At 69.0% G+C, this 14,655-nt stretch carries 12 protein-coding genes and 4 tRNA genes; 8 read left to right on the top strand and 8 right to left on the bottom strand.

The features are described from left to right. Positions 1-58: 58 nt before the first annotated feature. Positions 59-2,737: a TonB-dependent receptor gene (locus tag ACO2TI_RS19745; protein WP_423286888.1), complete on the bottom strand. Its 2,679-nt coding sequence runs from the start codon at positions 2,735-2,737 to the stop codon at positions 59-61. 465 nt (positions 2,738-3,202) lie between these two features. Here ACO2TI_RS19745 and ACO2TI_RS19740 point away from each other — a divergent pair, with 465 nt between their 5' ends. Further along, on the top strand, positions 3,203-3,943 hold the full coding sequence (locus ACO2TI_RS19740; protein WP_423286887.1) for a GntR family transcriptional regulator: 741 nt from the start codon (positions 3,203-3,205) through the stop codon (positions 3,941-3,943). A gap of 15 nt (positions 3,944-3,958) precedes the next feature. Here the strand turns inward: ACO2TI_RS19740 and ACO2TI_RS19735 are convergent, their stop codons facing one another. Genes ACO2TI_RS19735 through ACO2TI_RS19705 form a run of 7 tightly spaced genes read right to left on the bottom strand, consistent with a single transcriptional unit; the run spans position 3,959 to position 11,473 of the window. Next, positions 3,959-4,858 (bottom strand): glycoside hydrolase family 16 protein, encoded by a 900-nt coding sequence (locus ACO2TI_RS19735; RefSeq protein WP_423286886.1) that lies wholly within the window; start codon positions 4,856-4,858, stop codon positions 3,959-3,961. Beyond that, positions 4,858-6,159: an MFS transporter gene (locus tag ACO2TI_RS19730; protein WP_423286885.1), complete on the bottom strand. Its 1,302-nt coding sequence runs from the start codon at positions 6,157-6,159 to the stop codon at positions 4,858-4,860. The genes ACO2TI_RS19735 and ACO2TI_RS19730 overlap by 1 nt, the downstream gene beginning before the upstream one ends. A gap of 19 nt (positions 6,160-6,178) precedes the next feature. Then, the gene (nagZ, locus tag ACO2TI_RS19725) at positions 6,179-7,672 is read right to left on the bottom strand and encodes a beta-N-acetylhexosaminidase (protein ID WP_423286884.1); all 1,494 of its coding nucleotides are present in this window, start codon (positions 7,670-7,672) and stop codon (positions 6,179-6,181) included. Between the two features lies 1 nt (position 7,673). Further along, on the bottom strand, positions 7,674-8,684 hold the full coding sequence (locus tag ACO2TI_RS19720; protein ID WP_423286955.1) for an SIS domain-containing protein: 1,011 nt from the start codon (positions 8,682-8,684) through the stop codon (positions 7,674-7,676). After that, positions 8,677-9,804 carry an N-acetylglucosamine-6-phosphate deacetylase gene (gene nagA, locus ACO2TI_RS19715; RefSeq protein ID WP_423286883.1) on the bottom strand — a complete coding sequence of 376 codons (1,128 nt, stop codon included), beginning with the start codon at positions 9,802-9,804 and terminating at the stop codon, positions 8,677-8,679. Before nagA ends, ACO2TI_RS19720 begins: the two co-directional genes overlap by 8 nt. Next, positions 9,801-10,556, bottom strand: coding sequence for a GntR family transcriptional regulator (locus tag ACO2TI_RS19710; RefSeq protein ID WP_423286882.1), 756 nt, complete (start codon positions 10,554-10,556; stop codon positions 9,801-9,803). Before ACO2TI_RS19710 ends, nagA begins: the two co-directional genes overlap by 4 nt. Then, the gene (locus ACO2TI_RS19705; protein ID WP_423286881.1) at positions 10,553-11,473 is read right to left on the bottom strand and encodes a BadF/BadG/BcrA/BcrD ATPase family protein; all 921 of its coding nucleotides are present in this window, start codon (positions 11,471-11,473) and stop codon (positions 10,553-10,555) included. Before ACO2TI_RS19705 ends, ACO2TI_RS19710 begins: the two co-directional genes overlap by 4 nt. A gap of 235 nt (positions 11,474-11,708) precedes the next feature. On the opposite strand from ACO2TI_RS19705, the gene ACO2TI_RS19700 reads away from it, so the two are divergent. From ACO2TI_RS19700 to nusG, 7 genes are all read left to right on the top strand, one after another. Beyond that, positions 11,709-11,794: transfer RNA gene (locus ACO2TI_RS19700), tRNA-Tyr, on the top strand. Positions 11,795-11,844: 50 nt separating this feature from the next. After that, a tRNA-Gly gene (locus ACO2TI_RS19695) sits at positions 11,845-11,918 on the top strand. Between the two features lie 71 nt (positions 11,919-11,989). After that, positions 11,990-12,064: transfer RNA gene (locus tag ACO2TI_RS19690), tRNA-Thr, on the top strand. A 46-nt stretch (positions 12,065-12,110) separates the two neighbouring features. Beyond that, positions 12,111-13,301, top strand: a complete 1,191-nt coding sequence (tuf, locus tag ACO2TI_RS19685) for an elongation factor Tu (protein ID WP_423286868.1) — start codon at positions 12,111-12,113, stop codon at positions 13,299-13,301. A 20-nt stretch (positions 13,302-13,321) separates the two neighbouring features. Beyond that, positions 13,322-13,397 (top strand) — tRNA-Trp (locus ACO2TI_RS19680). A 161-nt stretch (positions 13,398-13,558) separates the two neighbouring features. Continuing rightward, complete coding sequence (gene secE / locus ACO2TI_RS19675) at positions 13,559-13,945, top strand: preprotein translocase subunit SecE (protein ID WP_423286880.1); 387 nt, start codon at positions 13,559-13,561, stop codon at positions 13,943-13,945. A 26-nt stretch (positions 13,946-13,971) separates the two neighbouring features. Further along, a complete protein-coding gene (gene nusG, locus ACO2TI_RS19670) occupies positions 13,972-14,550 on the top strand; it encodes a transcription termination/antitermination protein NusG (RefSeq protein ID WP_423286879.1) in 579 nt (192 codons plus the stop codon). The last annotated feature ends 105 nt before the right edge of the window (positions 14,551-14,655 follow it).

Here is a 14,655-nt window from a genome sequence, read left to right as displayed (position 1 = left end):
GACAACGGGGTGAAGTGCGGGCACTTCACCCCGTTTGGGGTCGCTCAGGTCCGGTCGATCACATCTGCGCGCGCAGGCCGAAGTAGATCTGGCGGCCGTTCTTGTAGAACGCGCGCGGCTGGTCCGGCGTGCTGGCGTAGGATTTCAGCAGCGGGTCGTTGAGGTTGGTGCCCTCGAGCGACAGGCTGATGTTTTTGGTCAGGTTGTACTGGACCGACGCGGCCAGCGTGCCGACGCTGTCCTGGTAAATCGCGCTCTTGCGGTTCACGCCGTTGAGGAAGGACGAGCGGTAGTTGTAGGTGACGCGCGCGCTGAACGTGTCGTTCTCGTAGTAGGCGCCCAGGTTGTAGGAGTTCTTCGACAGGCCCACCAGGTCGCAGTTGCCGGTGTCGGCGCAAGCCGAGTTCGGCACCCTGCCGGTCTCCTCGCCATCGGCGTAGGTGTAGTTGGCCATCACGCCGAAGCCACCGCCGATCGCCTGCTGGTACGCCAGCTCCAGGCCCTTGACCTTGCCGGTGGTGTTGACCGGCGCGCTCATCGCATAGGTCGTGTACTGCTGCTCGGACTGGTTGTAGAACACCGCCTCGAACGAGCCGAAGGTCACGTACGAACGCAGGTCCTGGTAGTACGCACCGGCCGACAGCATCGACTTCGGCGCGAAGTACCACTCGGTGCTGAACTCGACGTTGTTCGAGCGGATGGGCTTGAGGTTCGGGTTGCCGCCCGATCCGGTGTGCTGGATGTCGAGCAGGCTCAGACCGCCGAGCTGGCCGAACTCGGGGCGCGCCATCGTGCGGCTGAGCGCGAAGCGGCCGACGACGTCTTGAGCGAGGTCGGCGCGAAGGTTCAGGCTCGGCAAGTAGTCGTCGTAGTTATTCTTCGTCGTGACCGGCGTATAGACGCCCGCCGTGACCAGCTGGTTGTTGGTGACCTCTTCCTTCGTGTGCACCACGCGCAGGCCCACGTTGCCCTGGATGCGGCCGAAGTCGAGGTTGGCCATCGCGTAAGCCGCTGCGACGGGCTCCTTGATCTTGAACTCGCTCTGGTAGCTGTGGCCGCCGAAGGTGACGTACCGATTCGCCCAGCTGGTGATCGCCTCGCCCGGGATGGTCCACATGCCCTTGAGCAGGCCGCCGGACAGCGAATCGCCGAAGTCGCCGGGGAAGTGCGTGAGCTGGTCGAGGGGCGCATTGGCGGGATCGGTGCCGGCGGCCGCCAGCGTGCCGTCCACTTTGGTCAGGTCGCGCTCGTGGCGCGCCACGCGGGCGCCGAACTTGATCGACGGCACGATCTCCAGATCGGTCTGGTAGCTCGCGTCGACCTGACCGTAGTGCTCCTTGTCCTTGGCGGTGACGATCGACGCCCAGCCACCGACGGCGTCCGACAGGCCGCCGATCGAGAAGGTGTCCGAGCCAGGCACCGAGACGTCGGCCGTCTTCGACAGGCCGTGCGTGGCGTAGCTACCGCCCACATACGGACTCCAGACTTCGAAGCCGATGTCCTTGGTCTTGCCGGTGCCCTGCGTCGTGCCGAGCTTGCTGCTGATGCTGAGCTTGTCGCTGGCGCGGTACTTCAGGTCGAGGTTGAAGAACTTGGAGTCGCTGTACGAGCCCGGCCGCACGGCGATGTCCTGCACACCCGACGAGACGTTGCAGGGCGCGATCGGGCAGGTGCCGGGGAAGGCGATCGAGGTGACCGTGTTGCCCTCGATCGTGTAGGCCGAAGGGCTGATGCCATTGGTGATGGCATTGACCGGCGCGTACATGTAGTTCGCGTTGAAGTTGTCGGCGTCCAGGCGCGAGTAGAAGCCACTCACGCCGACCGTCAGGTCGTTGGTCGCCTTCAGCTCGGCGGCGATGAGGCCGCCCTTGCGTACGCGCTCCTGCTGGAACAGTGCCGAGCCCGTCAGCAGCGAGATGTACTTGCCGTCCAACTCAGGGTTCGCGGCCAGCACGGCCGTATTGCCGCCCCACAGGTTGTTGATCGTGTCCCACCACAGGAACTCCTGGCCGTCGCGGCGGATCTGGCGCTTCTGGTAGAAGGCCTGCGCCATGATGCCGAGGTTGCCTTCCTCGTTCTTCCAGTTGATCAGGGCGCTGAGCTGCGGGTCGGTCTTGCCCGAAAGATCGGAGTAGACGCCGCCGACCGATGCCATCGTCGACACGCGCTCCTTGAAGCTCAGCGGCGTGCGTGTTTCGATGTCGACGGTGCCGGTCGCCCCGCCTTCGACCAGGTCGGCCTGCGAGCTCTTGTAGACCGTCACGCGGCCAATCAGCTCCGAGGGCAGCAACGAATAGCTGACGCTGCGACCGCCGCCGGTGATGTTCTCGGCATACCAGTCGCCACTCGAGACCGTGTGACCGTTGAGCGTGGTCAGCGTCATCGCCGCCGGCGTGCCGCGCAGGCTCACACGGTCGTTCTCGCCGAAGCCGCCTTCGGTGCCTCCGGCCGTCGCGGTGTAGACGCCGGGCAGGCGCTGGAGCGAGTCGGCGACGTTCTTGTCGGGCATCTTGCCGACGTCTTCGGCCGTGATCACTTCCACCACGCCGTCGGCATTGCGCTTTTGCGTGATCGACTGCTGCACCGATGCGCGGATGCCGGTGACGGTCACGGTTTGCAGCTTCGCATCGGCCTCCTTCTTCTCAGGCTCAGGCGCCTGCTGCGCATGGGCCACCCAGGCCACGCTCATCAGCATCAGCGCCACTGCCGACGCCACGGGTGTGTGCTTGCACTTCATTGCTCACCTCTTTCGTTAAGGGCCATGGCGTTGCTCGCTGGCCGCGATGACATCGGCTCCCCCGACGCGCCGGCGTTGCCGGGCGCGTTTGCGAGGGCACTCCTCCTGCTGAACCTCTGGAAACTTCTGCTCACCGACGGTAGAACCAGTCGGGTGAACTGGTACTACCAAGATGCGTGCCAATGTGGTCCTATGGCGTGCCAACAGAGTACCAGCCAATGCCAATTAGCTACCAGTTAGTGAAAACGCGGGTCTTCAGGCCCTTGAAAGGCGGCGAGCCACTCGTTTCAGGGGTGTGTAGGGGCGGATGCGGCCCAACTCTGGGGACGCCTGGCACGATCTGTGACGGCCATCCATGCACGTTGCAGGTGCTCTGGTCCGCACGCTGGCGCTGCATTGGTATTATTTGGGTGCGCTCTTCGGCGCGTTCCCTTGGCGCCGGTGCCGGCGGCTCACTCCCCACGCATGAAATCCCTCGCCCAGACCCTGCGGCCGCTGGATCCCGCCGACGCGCTCCCCCTGTACCAGCAGCTGCAGCGGGCTCTGCGCGAGGCGATCGACCAGCGCATCCTCGGCCCCGAGGACGCATTGCCGTCCGAGCGCCATCTGGCCGCCGACCTCGGGGTCTCGCGCATCACGGTGCGCAAGGCCATCGATGGCCTCACGCAGGAGGGCCTGCTGGTCAGCCGCCAAGGTTCGGGCAACTTCGTGTGCGCTCGCATCGACAAGAACTTCGCGAAGCTGACCTCGTTTTCCGAAGACATGCGTTCGCGCGGCCGTTCGCCGCACAGCGAATGGCTCCGCAAGTCCGAGGGCACGGTGTCGCCGGAAGAGGCGATGAAGCTGGCGCTGAGCCCGGGCTCGCTGGTCTATCGCTTCCATCGGCTTCGCTACGCCGACAACGCGCCGATGGCGCTGGAGTACGCGACCGTGGCGGCGTCCGCACTGCCGGGCCTGGACGCCGTCGACACCTCGCTGTACGACGCGCTCGAGCGCGCCGGCAACCGGCCGGTGCGCGCGCTGCAGCGCCTGCGCGCGCTGCTGCTCGACGAGGAGCAGGCGCGCCTGCTGCACGCCAAGCCGGGCGATGCCGGCCTGCTGGTCGAGCGCCTGGGCTACTTGCGCGACGGCCGCGCGGTCGAGCTGTGCCAGTCGTTCTACCGCGGCGACACCTACGACTTCGTCGCCGAGCTGTCGACGGGCTGAGCGAGCGCGACGCGCTCAGAAGCTGCAGTCGCTGGCCAGCGGCGGATCGGTGGCCGGCACGGTGTCCTGCCGCGCGACGCCCTGGCGGCGCAGGCGGGTCACCGTTGCGTTCATCTCGGCCGGCGACAGCAAGCGGTCGCGCACATGCAGCACCCAGTCCACGTCTTGCTGCCACACGCGCGGCTCGGGCGTCGGCGCGAGCAGGCCGGCGGGCGAGAACCACAGGTTGAAGTTGATCGACATCGGCACCACCGGCACGTTGCGCCCCGCGTGGCGCGCGACCTGCCGGCCGTCGAGGAACATGCGCACCGCATGTTCGCCGACCTGGACCACCAGCGTGTGCCAGCCGTCGAGCGATCCGGCGATCTGCTGCTCGGAGTTGACCGCGAGCCAGGGCTCGATGCGCACCGTCTGCCACGAGATCGCGTATAGCCGCGTCGGCTCGGCGCCCCAGCCGCCGTTGGCCAGGTACTCCCAGTCGACCTCGCTGAAGTGCGGATCGAAGTCATGCGCCAGCGGCGCGACCGCATAGAAGGTCTGGACCACCGGGTCGCCGTCGATGCCCGACACCGGCGTGTCGCGAAAGCGCACGCGCGCGGCGTAGGTGCCGCGCAGGTACTTGCGCGCGTGGCAGATCTGCGCCTGCGCGGTGCCGTCAGGCCGGCCATCGGTCTGCGCGCGCAGGCGCAGCAAGCGGTTGGCGGCGCGATCGGGGTCGTCGACGACGGCGATCCCGGCCGGATCCCAGCGCGCGCCCGGCACGCCGGGGTGGCCGGCATGCGCGCGCAGGCTCCAGCCGCCTTGCGCGAGCGCCTCGGCGCTGGGGTAGCTGAAGTCGTCGAACAGCAGCGCGTCGCCGGCCCGTGCGAAGCCGCAGGCCGCCGCCAGCGCGGCGGCGATCAGCGCGCGACGCATCAGGCCTGCGCCGGCTCGCCGGCCGGCGCGTCGGCGACCGGCGCTTCGCGGCCCGGCATGCGCACGAACCACATCAGCAGCAGCACCGGCACGCCGCAGGCGACGGTCCAGACGAAGAACTCGCGATAGCCCATGGCGACCTGGATGTCGCCGCTGACGGTCTTGGAGAGGATGAAGCCGAGCTGCATCACGCCCGAGCCCAGCGCGTAGTGCGCGGTCTGGAAGCGGCCCGGCGCGACCGCCTGCATGATGAACAGGATCATGCCGACGAAGCCGAAGCCGTAGCCGAACATCTCGACGCTGACGGCCGCGCCGATGACGCCGATCTCGCTGGGCATCACCCACGCCAGCCAGCTGAACACCAGGTTGGGCACCCACATGCCGACGATCAGGAAGGGCATTGCGCGCTTGAGCCCCAGCCACGAGGTGAAGTAGCCGCCGAGGATGCTGCCGACCAAAAAGGCCAGCGTGCCGGCGGTGCCGTAGACCACGCCGATCTGGTCGGTCGTGAGGCCCAGCCCGCCCTTGTCGCGCGCCTCGAGCATGAACAGCGGCCCGATCGTCTGCACCTGGCCCTCGGCAGCGCGAAACAGCACGATGAACAGGATCGCGAGCCAGATGCCGGGCTTGCGGAAGAAGTCGGCCACCACCTCGCGCAGCGTACGTGCGACGCTCGCGAAGCTGAGCTCGGCGTGATCGGTGTTGAGCGTGCCGGGCAGCCGCCAGGCGTTGTAGGCCGCCAGGCCGGCGAGCAGTGCCGCGAGCAGGCCGAAGATGATCGACCAGGCGTGATGCGCGCCGACGCTCTTCTCGAAGTGGCCGGCCAGCACCAGCAGGCCGCCGAGCGTGAGGAACTTGCTGGCGTTGAAGAACGCGCCTTGCCAGCCGGCGTAGGCGGCCTGCTGGCGCGCGTCGAGCGCGGCCATGTAAAGGCCGTCGCAGGCGATGTCGTGCGTGGCCGAGGCGTAGGCCAGCACGAACAGCACCGCAATGCTCGCCGCGAACCACATCGGCAGCTGCAGCGCGATCGCCATCAGCGCCAGCCCGGCCGCGCCGGTGAACTGCATCGCGACGACGATCAGCTTCTTGCTGCGCGCCATCTCGAGGAAGGGGCTCCACAGCGGCTTGAAGGCCCAGGCCAGGCCGAGCACGCCGGTCCAGCGCGCGATCTGGTCGTTGCCCACGCCCAGGCTCTTGAACATCAGCCCGGCGATCAGCATCACGACGAAGAACTGCAGCCCTTGCGCGAAGTAGAGGCTGGGCACCCAGCGGATCGGCGAATGCGAACGATCGTTGGCCACGGACGGCTTTCGTTGGGGTTCAGGCGGCGCGCGGAGCGAGCGCGACCGGGGCTTGGGTCGCGGCGGGCACGCGGCCTTCGAGCCAGTCGCGCAGCGCGGCCAGCGCGCCCTCGCCGTAGCCCCAGGTCACGACCGCGGGCGCGGCGATGTCGAACACCTGGAACGGGTTCCACAGCACGAGATGCAGGTCGGGGCGCCAGGCCGCGGCGTTGGCGCCGTAGCGCGCGCGGTGGTTCGAGGCCAGCACGAGCAGGCGGCCGTCGCGCGGCAGCTGCGAGGCGTCGAGCCGGTCGAGCGAGTCGACCTGCACGACCTCGACATCGTCGAAACCGCGAAACAGCGCGCGCACCAGCTCGCCGCCCGGGCCGGCTTCGGACACGCCGTCGCCCGGCACCGCGCGCTGCGTCACGACGCGCAGGCGCTGCGCGCGCCCAGGCGGCTGCGCGCCGCCGACGGCGAGCAGGCCGCGCGCCGAGGCGCCGCGCATCAGTTGGTCGTCGGCCAGGCGCTGCGCGTCGTCGCAAGGCCGCGGATCGATCGGAAAGCTCGCCGCGAGCGCATCGATGCGCGCGCGTGCCTCGCGCACGCGCGCCAGCGGCAGCGTGCCGTGCTCGATTGCCTGCGCCACGGCCTGCACCGCCTGCGCCTGCTCGGCGCGGCTGCCCTGCGCGAGCACGAGGTCGGCGCCCGCTTGCAGCGTGAGCACGGCCGCGCGCGCATGGCCGTAGCGCTCGTGAACGGCCTTCATCATCAGCGCGTCGGTGATCACGACGCCCTCGTAGCCGAGGCGCTCGCGCAGCACGCCGGTCAGCACAGCGCGCGACAGCGTGGCCGGATGCTCGGCATCAAGCTGCGGATAGACGATGTGGGCCGTCATCACCGCCGGCGCGACCCCAGCCAGCGCGCGAAAGGGAACCAGCTCGAGCGACTCGAGTTCGGCCAGCGACTTGTCGACCGTCGGCAAGGCATGGTGCGAGTCGACATGCGTGTCGCCGTGGCCGGGGAAGTGCTTGACGCAGCAGGCCACGCCCTCGCGCAGCGAGCCGCGCATCCACGCCCCGGCCAGCCGCGCGACGCGCTGCGGATCCTCGCCGAAGCTGCGCTCGGCGATCACGGGGTTGGCCGGGTTGTTGTTCACGTCGAGCACCGGCGCGAAGTTCCAGTTGATGCCCAGGCTGCGCAGGCCGCGCGCAACCGCAGCGCCGACCGACTCGGCCAGCGCCTCGTCGTTCGCGCAGCCCAGCGCCATCGCCGCCGGCGCATGGGGCAAGAAGGTGATGCGCGCGACCGAGCCGCCTTCCTGGTCGATCGCCACCAGCGCAGCCGGGCCCATCACCTCGCGCAGGTCGGCGACGAGGCGGCGCACCTCGTCCTCGCTGCCGATGTTCTTGCGGAACAGGCAGACCGCGCGGATGTGGTGCTCGCGCAGGAAGGCCGCGGTGCTGTCATCGAGCGAGGTGCCCTCGATGTCGACCATCACGAGGTGGCCGGCGTGCAAGGTGTCGGTGTTCATCTCACTGGGTCCGCGTGACCTTGGCCAGGTGGCGCGGGCGATCCGGGTCGAGCCCGCGCGCACGGGCGAGTGCCTCCACCATCGGGTAGAAGCTCTGGATCGCGGTGATCGGATCGAGGTCCTCGCTGCCGGCCGGCACGAGCGGCAGCTCGCAGCCAGGCGTGCCGGCCGGCGCGGCCAGCAGCACGCGCGCGCCGCGCTGGCGCATCTCGTCGGCCAGCGCCAGCAGTCCGTGGTGGGCCGGGCCGCGCGGCGCGAACACAAGCAGCGGATAGCCCTGCTCGACCAGCGCCATCGGGCCGTGCTTGACCTCGGCCCCCGAGAAGGCCTCGGCCTGGATGCCGCACACCTCCTTGAACTTGAGCGCGGCTTCCATCGCGATCGCGAGGCCAGTGCCGCGGCCGATCACGAACAGCTTGTCGGCGTCGGCCAGCGCTTCGATCGCCGGTTGCCAGCGCTGCTGCGCCGCTTGTTCCAGCACGCCGGGCAGGCCGAGCAGCGCGTGCTGCAGGTCGGCATCGTCTTGCCATGCCGCCGTGACGCGCGCGCCGGCCACGAGCTGAGCGATGTAGCTCTTGGTGGCCGCGACGCTTTGTTCGGCGCCGGCGTGCAGCGGGAACACCCACTGCGACGCCTGTGCGAGCGGCGAGGCCGGGTCGTTGACGAAGGCCACGGTGCGGGCGCCGCCGGCACGAAAGAAGCGCGTCGGGGCGACGAGATCCGGGCTCTGGCCGGACTGCGAGAACGCCATAGACACCAGGCCGTCGCAGGCGATGCGCGACTGGTACAGCGTGATCAGCGACATCGGCAGCGACGTCACCAGCCGGCCCAGTCGGGCCATGATCAGGTAGGCCATGTAGTGCGCGGCGTGATCCGAGCTGCCGCGCGCCACCGTGAGCAGCGAGATCGGCGGCGACGCGCGCAGCGCGGCGCCGAGCGACGCGTAAGCGTCGGCGTCCGCCGCGAGCAGGCGAGCGATCGCTTCGGGGGCGTGCTGCGCCTCCTCAAGCATGCGCGAGGTCAATCTCTTCTCCTTCGACGATCACACGTTGCAGCTGCAGGTCGCGGTCGAACACCACGAGGTCGGCATGCGCGCCCTGGCCGAGGCGGCCGCGGTCGGCGATGCCGAGGTAGTCGGCCGCGTGGGTGGAGGTGCGCCTGGACGCTTCTTCCAGCGACAGGCCCAGGCTCACCAGGTTGCGCAGCGCCTGGTCCATCGTCAGCGTGCTGCCGGCCAGCGTGCCGTCGGGCAGGCGCACGCCGCCCAGGCACTTGGTGACGAGGTGGCGGCCGAGCTTGTAGTCGCCGTCGGGCATGCCGGCGGCGGCGGTGGAGTCGGTGACGCAGAACAGGCAGGGCACGGCGCGCAGCGCGGCGCGGATCGCGCCCGGGTGCACATGCAGCAGGTCGGGAATGATCTCGGCGTAGCGCGCGTGCGCGAGCGCCGCGCCCACCATGCCGGGCGCGCGGTGGTGCATGCCGCTCATCGCGTTGAACAGGTGCGTGAAGCCGCCCGCGCCGCGCTCGAGCGCCGCGACGCCGTCTTCGTAGCTGCCGGTGGTGTGGCCGATCTGGACGCGAAAGCCCTGGGCGCGCAGCGGCTCGATCAGATCGAGGTTGCCCGGCAGCTCGGGTGCCAGCGTGATCAGGCGGATCGGCGCGAGCGCGTGCAGCGCGAGCACCTCGTCGATCGACGCGGGCCTTGCGAAGTCGGGCTGCGCGCCGAGCTTGTCGGGGCTGATGTAGGGGCCCTCGAGGTGCACGCCCATCACGCGCGCGCTGCCGGCAGGGCGCTCGCGGCAGGCCGGGCCGAGCGCCGCCATCGCGGCGGCGATCTCGTTCAGCGGCGCGGTCATCGTGGTGGCCAGGAGCGCCGTCGTGCCGTGCCGCACGTGCAGGCGCGCGATGCGCAAGATCGCGTCGCCGGCTTCCATCGTGTCGGCTCCGCCGCCGCCATGCACGTGGTTGTCGATGAAGCCCGGCAGCACCAGCGCCGCGCGCTCGCTGCGCGCCTGCGCTTCGCCGATCGGTGTGCCCTCGATCGACGCCACGCGGCCGTCGCGGTGGACGAGCGCGCCACGGACAAAGCCCGCGGGCGTGAGGATGTTGCCCTCGATGCGTTGCAGGCTCACGGTTCGCGCCTCATCTCCGCGACGAACCCGTAGTAGTCGCTGCGGCAATAGGAGTGGGTCAGCTCGACCGCCTGGCCCGAGGCCAGGTAGCCGGCGCGCGTGATGAACAGCAGCGCCTGACCGGCGGGCACTTGCAGCAAGTCGGCGAGCTTGGCATCGGCGTTCATGGCACGGATGTGCTGCAGCGCGCGCACGGGCTCCTTGCCGCGGCCGCGCAGGTACTCATAGAGCGAGCTGTCGACCTGCGTCGGCTCGGGCAGCACGTCGCCGGGCAGCACGCTCACTTCATAGGCCATCACGACGTCGTCGGCCAGCCGCAGGCGCTCGAGCCGCGCGACGCGCGTGCCGGGAGACAGGCCCAGGCTGAGCTGCTCGTCCGGCGTGGCGGCGGTCAAGGCGCGCGACAGCCAGCGCGACGACGGCCGAAAGCCGCGTTGCTGCAGTTCCTCGGAAAAGCTGGTCAGGCGCGACAGCGGCTGCTCGAGCTTGGGCGCGATGTAGTTGCCCGAACCCTGGCGGCGCACCACCAGGCCCAGCTCGACGAGCTGGTCGATCGCCTTGCGCGCGGTCACGCGCGACAGGCCGAGCGCCTCGGACAGCACGCGCTCGGACGGCAGCGCCTCGTTGGTCTGGTAGCGGCCTTCGCGGATCGCGCTCGACAGCGTCTGCGCGAGCTGCACATACAGCGGCGACGAGGCGCTGACGTCGGGCTGGAAATCGAAACGCAGCAGCTTGTTGGGCGCGTCGTTCAAGATGAGGACTCCGCGAGGAATTGGCGGATCAACGTCAGCGCGCCGTCGGCCGCATCGCCGGCCGGGGCGACGCAGCGGGCGCGCGTGCGCGGCGACAGCCGCGGCTCGAGGCGGCGGCCGATGCTGCCGGCGATGGCGAGCGGCAAGGCACCGGCCGGGTCGAGCGCGGCGGCGAGTTCCTCGATCGCGTCGACCGCGTCGGCAATCAGCGCGGCAGCCGCCGGGTCGAGCTCCTCGTGGTCGAACACGAGTGGCGCCAGCGCGGCGTGTGCGTGCTGGCCGGCGTGGGCGGCCCAGGCCAGTACGGCTTCGCGATGGTCGCCGCAGCGCGCCATCAGCGCCCGCGCGAGCGGTCCGGCCTCGGCGCGGCCGTCGAGCGCGCGGTGCACCAGTCGCATCGCGCGCAGTCCGAGCCAGGCGCCGCTGCCCTCGTCGCCGACGGCGAAACCCCAGCCGCCGGCGGTGATCCGGCGACCGTCGGCATGCAACACCTCGCCGACGCTGCCGGTGCCGGCCGCCACGAGCACGCCGGGGCGACCCGCATGCGCGCCGAGCAGCGCGGTGTGGGCGTCCGAATCGAGCGCCAGCGCGGCATAGGCCGGCGCAGCGCGCAGGAATCGCTGGCGCAAAGGCGCCATCTCGGCGCCCGCCAGGCCCAGGCCGACGGCGCATTCCTGCGGCAACGCCGGCGCCATGCCGGCCGCGCCGAAGGCCGCGTCGATCGCCAGTCGAACATTGGTCCAGGCCTGGTCGACGCCTTGCCCGAGGCCCGACGGCCCGGCCTCGCCGTTGCCCAGCCGGCTGCCGTCGGCGAGCGTCAGCCGCGCGCGTGTTCGCGTGCCGCCCCCGTCGACGCCCAGCACGTAGGCGACCGGCGGCGTACGGCTGGCCAGGGAGTGGCTCGGTGGTTGGCTCATGGTCTGATACCAGTGTAGTACCAGAAAGACCAACTGGTCAATTGGTCTGCGCGCGTCGACGAGTCCACGGAAGCCCGACGCCTTTCGGTTCAGAGCGATGGCGGCGGTCAGCCGCGCGCCGTGCCGGTACTCATACCAGTTGGCCGCGTCGGACATGCTTGCGCGGCATGCCGGCGAGCCGGTGGGGCTTGGCATCAAGCCGGCGACGCTGCTACACTTTCGAGTTCTTCGCCACGGAGGGGTGCCCGAGTGGCTAAAGGGGGCAGACTGTAAATCTGTTGGCTTACGCCTACGCTGGTTCGAATCCAGCCTCCTCCACCAAGCGAAGAAGCAGCAAGTCGGCGAACGGGCGATCGTTCGCGGGGTGCGATGCGGGAGTAGTTCAATGGCAGAACCCCAGCCTTCCAAGCTGATGACGCGGGTTCGATTCCCGTCTCCCGCTCCAGGCTTGTTGTGAAGACCGGTTCGTGATCGGCAGCGGCTTGTGCATGAGGTGGTGTGCAGGCCCGTGTCGATGCCCATGTGGCTCAGTGGTAGAGCACTCCCTTGGTAAGGGAGAGGTCGCGCGTTCGATCCGCGCCATGGGCACCACAACCCCGACTGAATCAGCGACCGTTCCGACCGTCAGGAGATCGAGATGGCAAAAGGCAAGTTTGAGCGGACCAAGCCGCACGTGAACGTGGGCACGATTGGTCACGTGGACCATGGCAAGACGACGCTGACGGCGGCGATCACGACGGTGCTGTCGACGAAGTTCGGCGGCGAGGCGAAGGCGTACGACCAGATCGACGCGGCGCCGGAAGAAAAGGCGCGCGGCATCACGATCAACACCGCGCACGTCGAGTACGAGACGCAAGCGCGCCACTACGCGCACGTGGACTGCCCGGGGCACGCCGACTACGTGAAGAACATGATCACCGGTGCGGCGCAGATGGACGGCGCGATCCTGGTGTGCTCGGCCGCCGACGGCCCGATGCCCCAGACGCGCGAGCACATCCTGCTGGCGCGCCAGGTGGGCGTGCCGTACATCATCGTGTTCCTGAACAAGTGCGACATGGTCGACGACGCCGAGCTGCTCGAGCTCGTCGAGATGGAAGTGCGCGAGCTGCTGAGCAAGTACGACTTCCCCGGTGACGACACGCCGATCATCAAGGGCTCGGCCAAGCTGGCGCTCGAAGGCGACAAGGGCGAGCTGGGCGAGCAGGCCATCATGCGCCTGGCCGACGCGCTGGACAGCTACATCCCCACGCCCGAGCGCGCGGTCGATGGCGCGTTCCTGATGCCGGTCGAAGACGTGTTCTCGATCTCGGGCCGCGGCACCGTGGTGACGGGGCGCATCGAGCGTGGCGTGATCAAGGTCGGCGAAGAAATCGAGATCGTGGGCATCAAGGCCACGCAGAAGACCACCTGCACCGGCGTGGAGATGTTCCGCAAGCTGCTCGACCAGGGCCAGGCGGGCGACAACGTGGGCATCCTGCTGCGCGGCACCAAGCGCGAGGACGTCGAGCGCGGCCAGGTGCTGTGCAAGCCGGGCAGCATCAAGCCGCACACGCACTTCACCGCCGAGGTGTACGTGCTGAGCAAGGAAGAGGGCGGCCGCCACACGCCGTTCTTCAACAACTACCGTCCGCAGTTCTACTTCCGCACCACCGACGTCACGGGCGCCATCGAGCTGCCCAAGGACAAGGAGATGGTGATGCCGGGTGACAACGTGACGATCACCGTCAAGCTGATCGCCCCGATCGCCATGGAAGAAGGCCTGCGCTTCGCCATCCGCGAGGGCGGGCGCACCGTCGGCGCCGGCGTCGTCGCCAAGATCATCGAGTAACGAAACCGTAGGGATTGCGTAGGGGCATAGCTCAATTGGCAGAGCGTCGGTCTCCAAAACCGAAGGTTGGGGGTTCGAGACCCTCTGCCCCTGCCACGCAAGACCGAAGGAGCCCGATCCGGCGCTGAATCCGCATCGATCGCCTGCCTTGCCGCAGAACGAGCAGCCCGCAAGGGGTCTAACGACCCGGCGGGCTTTGCTGCTGAAAGGGATGGCTCTCGTCGAATGCTCCGCCACCGGGCCGCAGTCATCACAGCATGAACACTTCCGCTCCCGTCGAAACCGTCACTTCCGGCGCCGACAAGGCCAAGCTGGCCGTTGCCGGCTTGCTGGTCGTCGCGGCGGTGGCCGCCTACTACGTGCTGGGCCAGAAGGACCTGTGGCTGCGCGTGCTGGCGTTGCTCGGCCTGTTGATCGCCGCCGTGGCGGTGTTCTTCACCGCCGAGCCGGGCCGGGCGCTGGTGGCCTATGGGCGCGACTCGGTGCGCGAGCTGAAGAAGGTCGTGTGGCCGACCCGCAAGGAAGCCACGCAGATGACGCTCTACGTGTTCGCCTTCGTGTTCGTGATGGCCTTGTTCCTTTGGGTCACCGACAAGACGCTCGAATGGGCGCTGTACGACCTGATCCTGGGCTGGAAGCGCTGAAGCGGCCGCCCGAATAGAGGTAAGACATGACCGACGTCACGCAACCGACCTCCGGCACCGAGCCCGCGGCCAACCCGCTGCGCTGGTATGTGGTGCATGCCTACTCCGGCATGGAGAAGGCGGTCGAGCGCAACCTGCGCGAGCGCATCGACCGCGCCGGCATGCAGTCGAAGTTCGGCCGCATCCTGGTGCCGACCGAAGAAGTGGTCGAGATGCGCAACGGCAAGAAGGCCGTGACCGAGCGTCGCTTCTTCCCCGGCTACGTGCTGGTCGAGATGCTGCTCGACGACGACTCCTGGCACCTGGTCAAGCACACCAGCAAGGTCACCGGCTTCGTCGGCGGTGCCAAGAACCGTCCGGTGCCCATCTCGGAAGACGAGGTCATGAAGATCGTCAACCAGATGCAAGAGGGCATCGAGAAGCCGCGGCCCAAGGTCGAGTGGCAGGTCGGCGAGGTGGTGCGCGTCAAGGAAGGCCCGTTCACCGACTTCAACGGCTCGATCGAGGAAGTCAACTACGACAAGTCGAAGGTGCGGGTGTCCGTCACCATCTTCGGCCGCGCGACGCCGGTGGAGCTCGACTTCCACCAGGTCGAGAAGATCTGATTCAGGCCCCGGCCGCGGGGCGCCGTGCCGCAAGGCGCAGCGAACGCGGCCCGTTGCTGCCGGTGACGTGACACCGGTGTGAGGAGCCCGGGTAGCCAGTCCCTG

The organism is Caldimonas sp. KR1-144 (assembly GCF_049446155.1).
In the GTDB taxonomy this organism is placed as follows: domain Bacteria; phylum Pseudomonadota; class Gammaproteobacteria; order Burkholderiales; family Burkholderiaceae_C; genus Rivibacter.
Note: the sequence above shows the minus strand (reverse complement) of the source record. Positions and strands in the feature narration are given on the sequence as shown.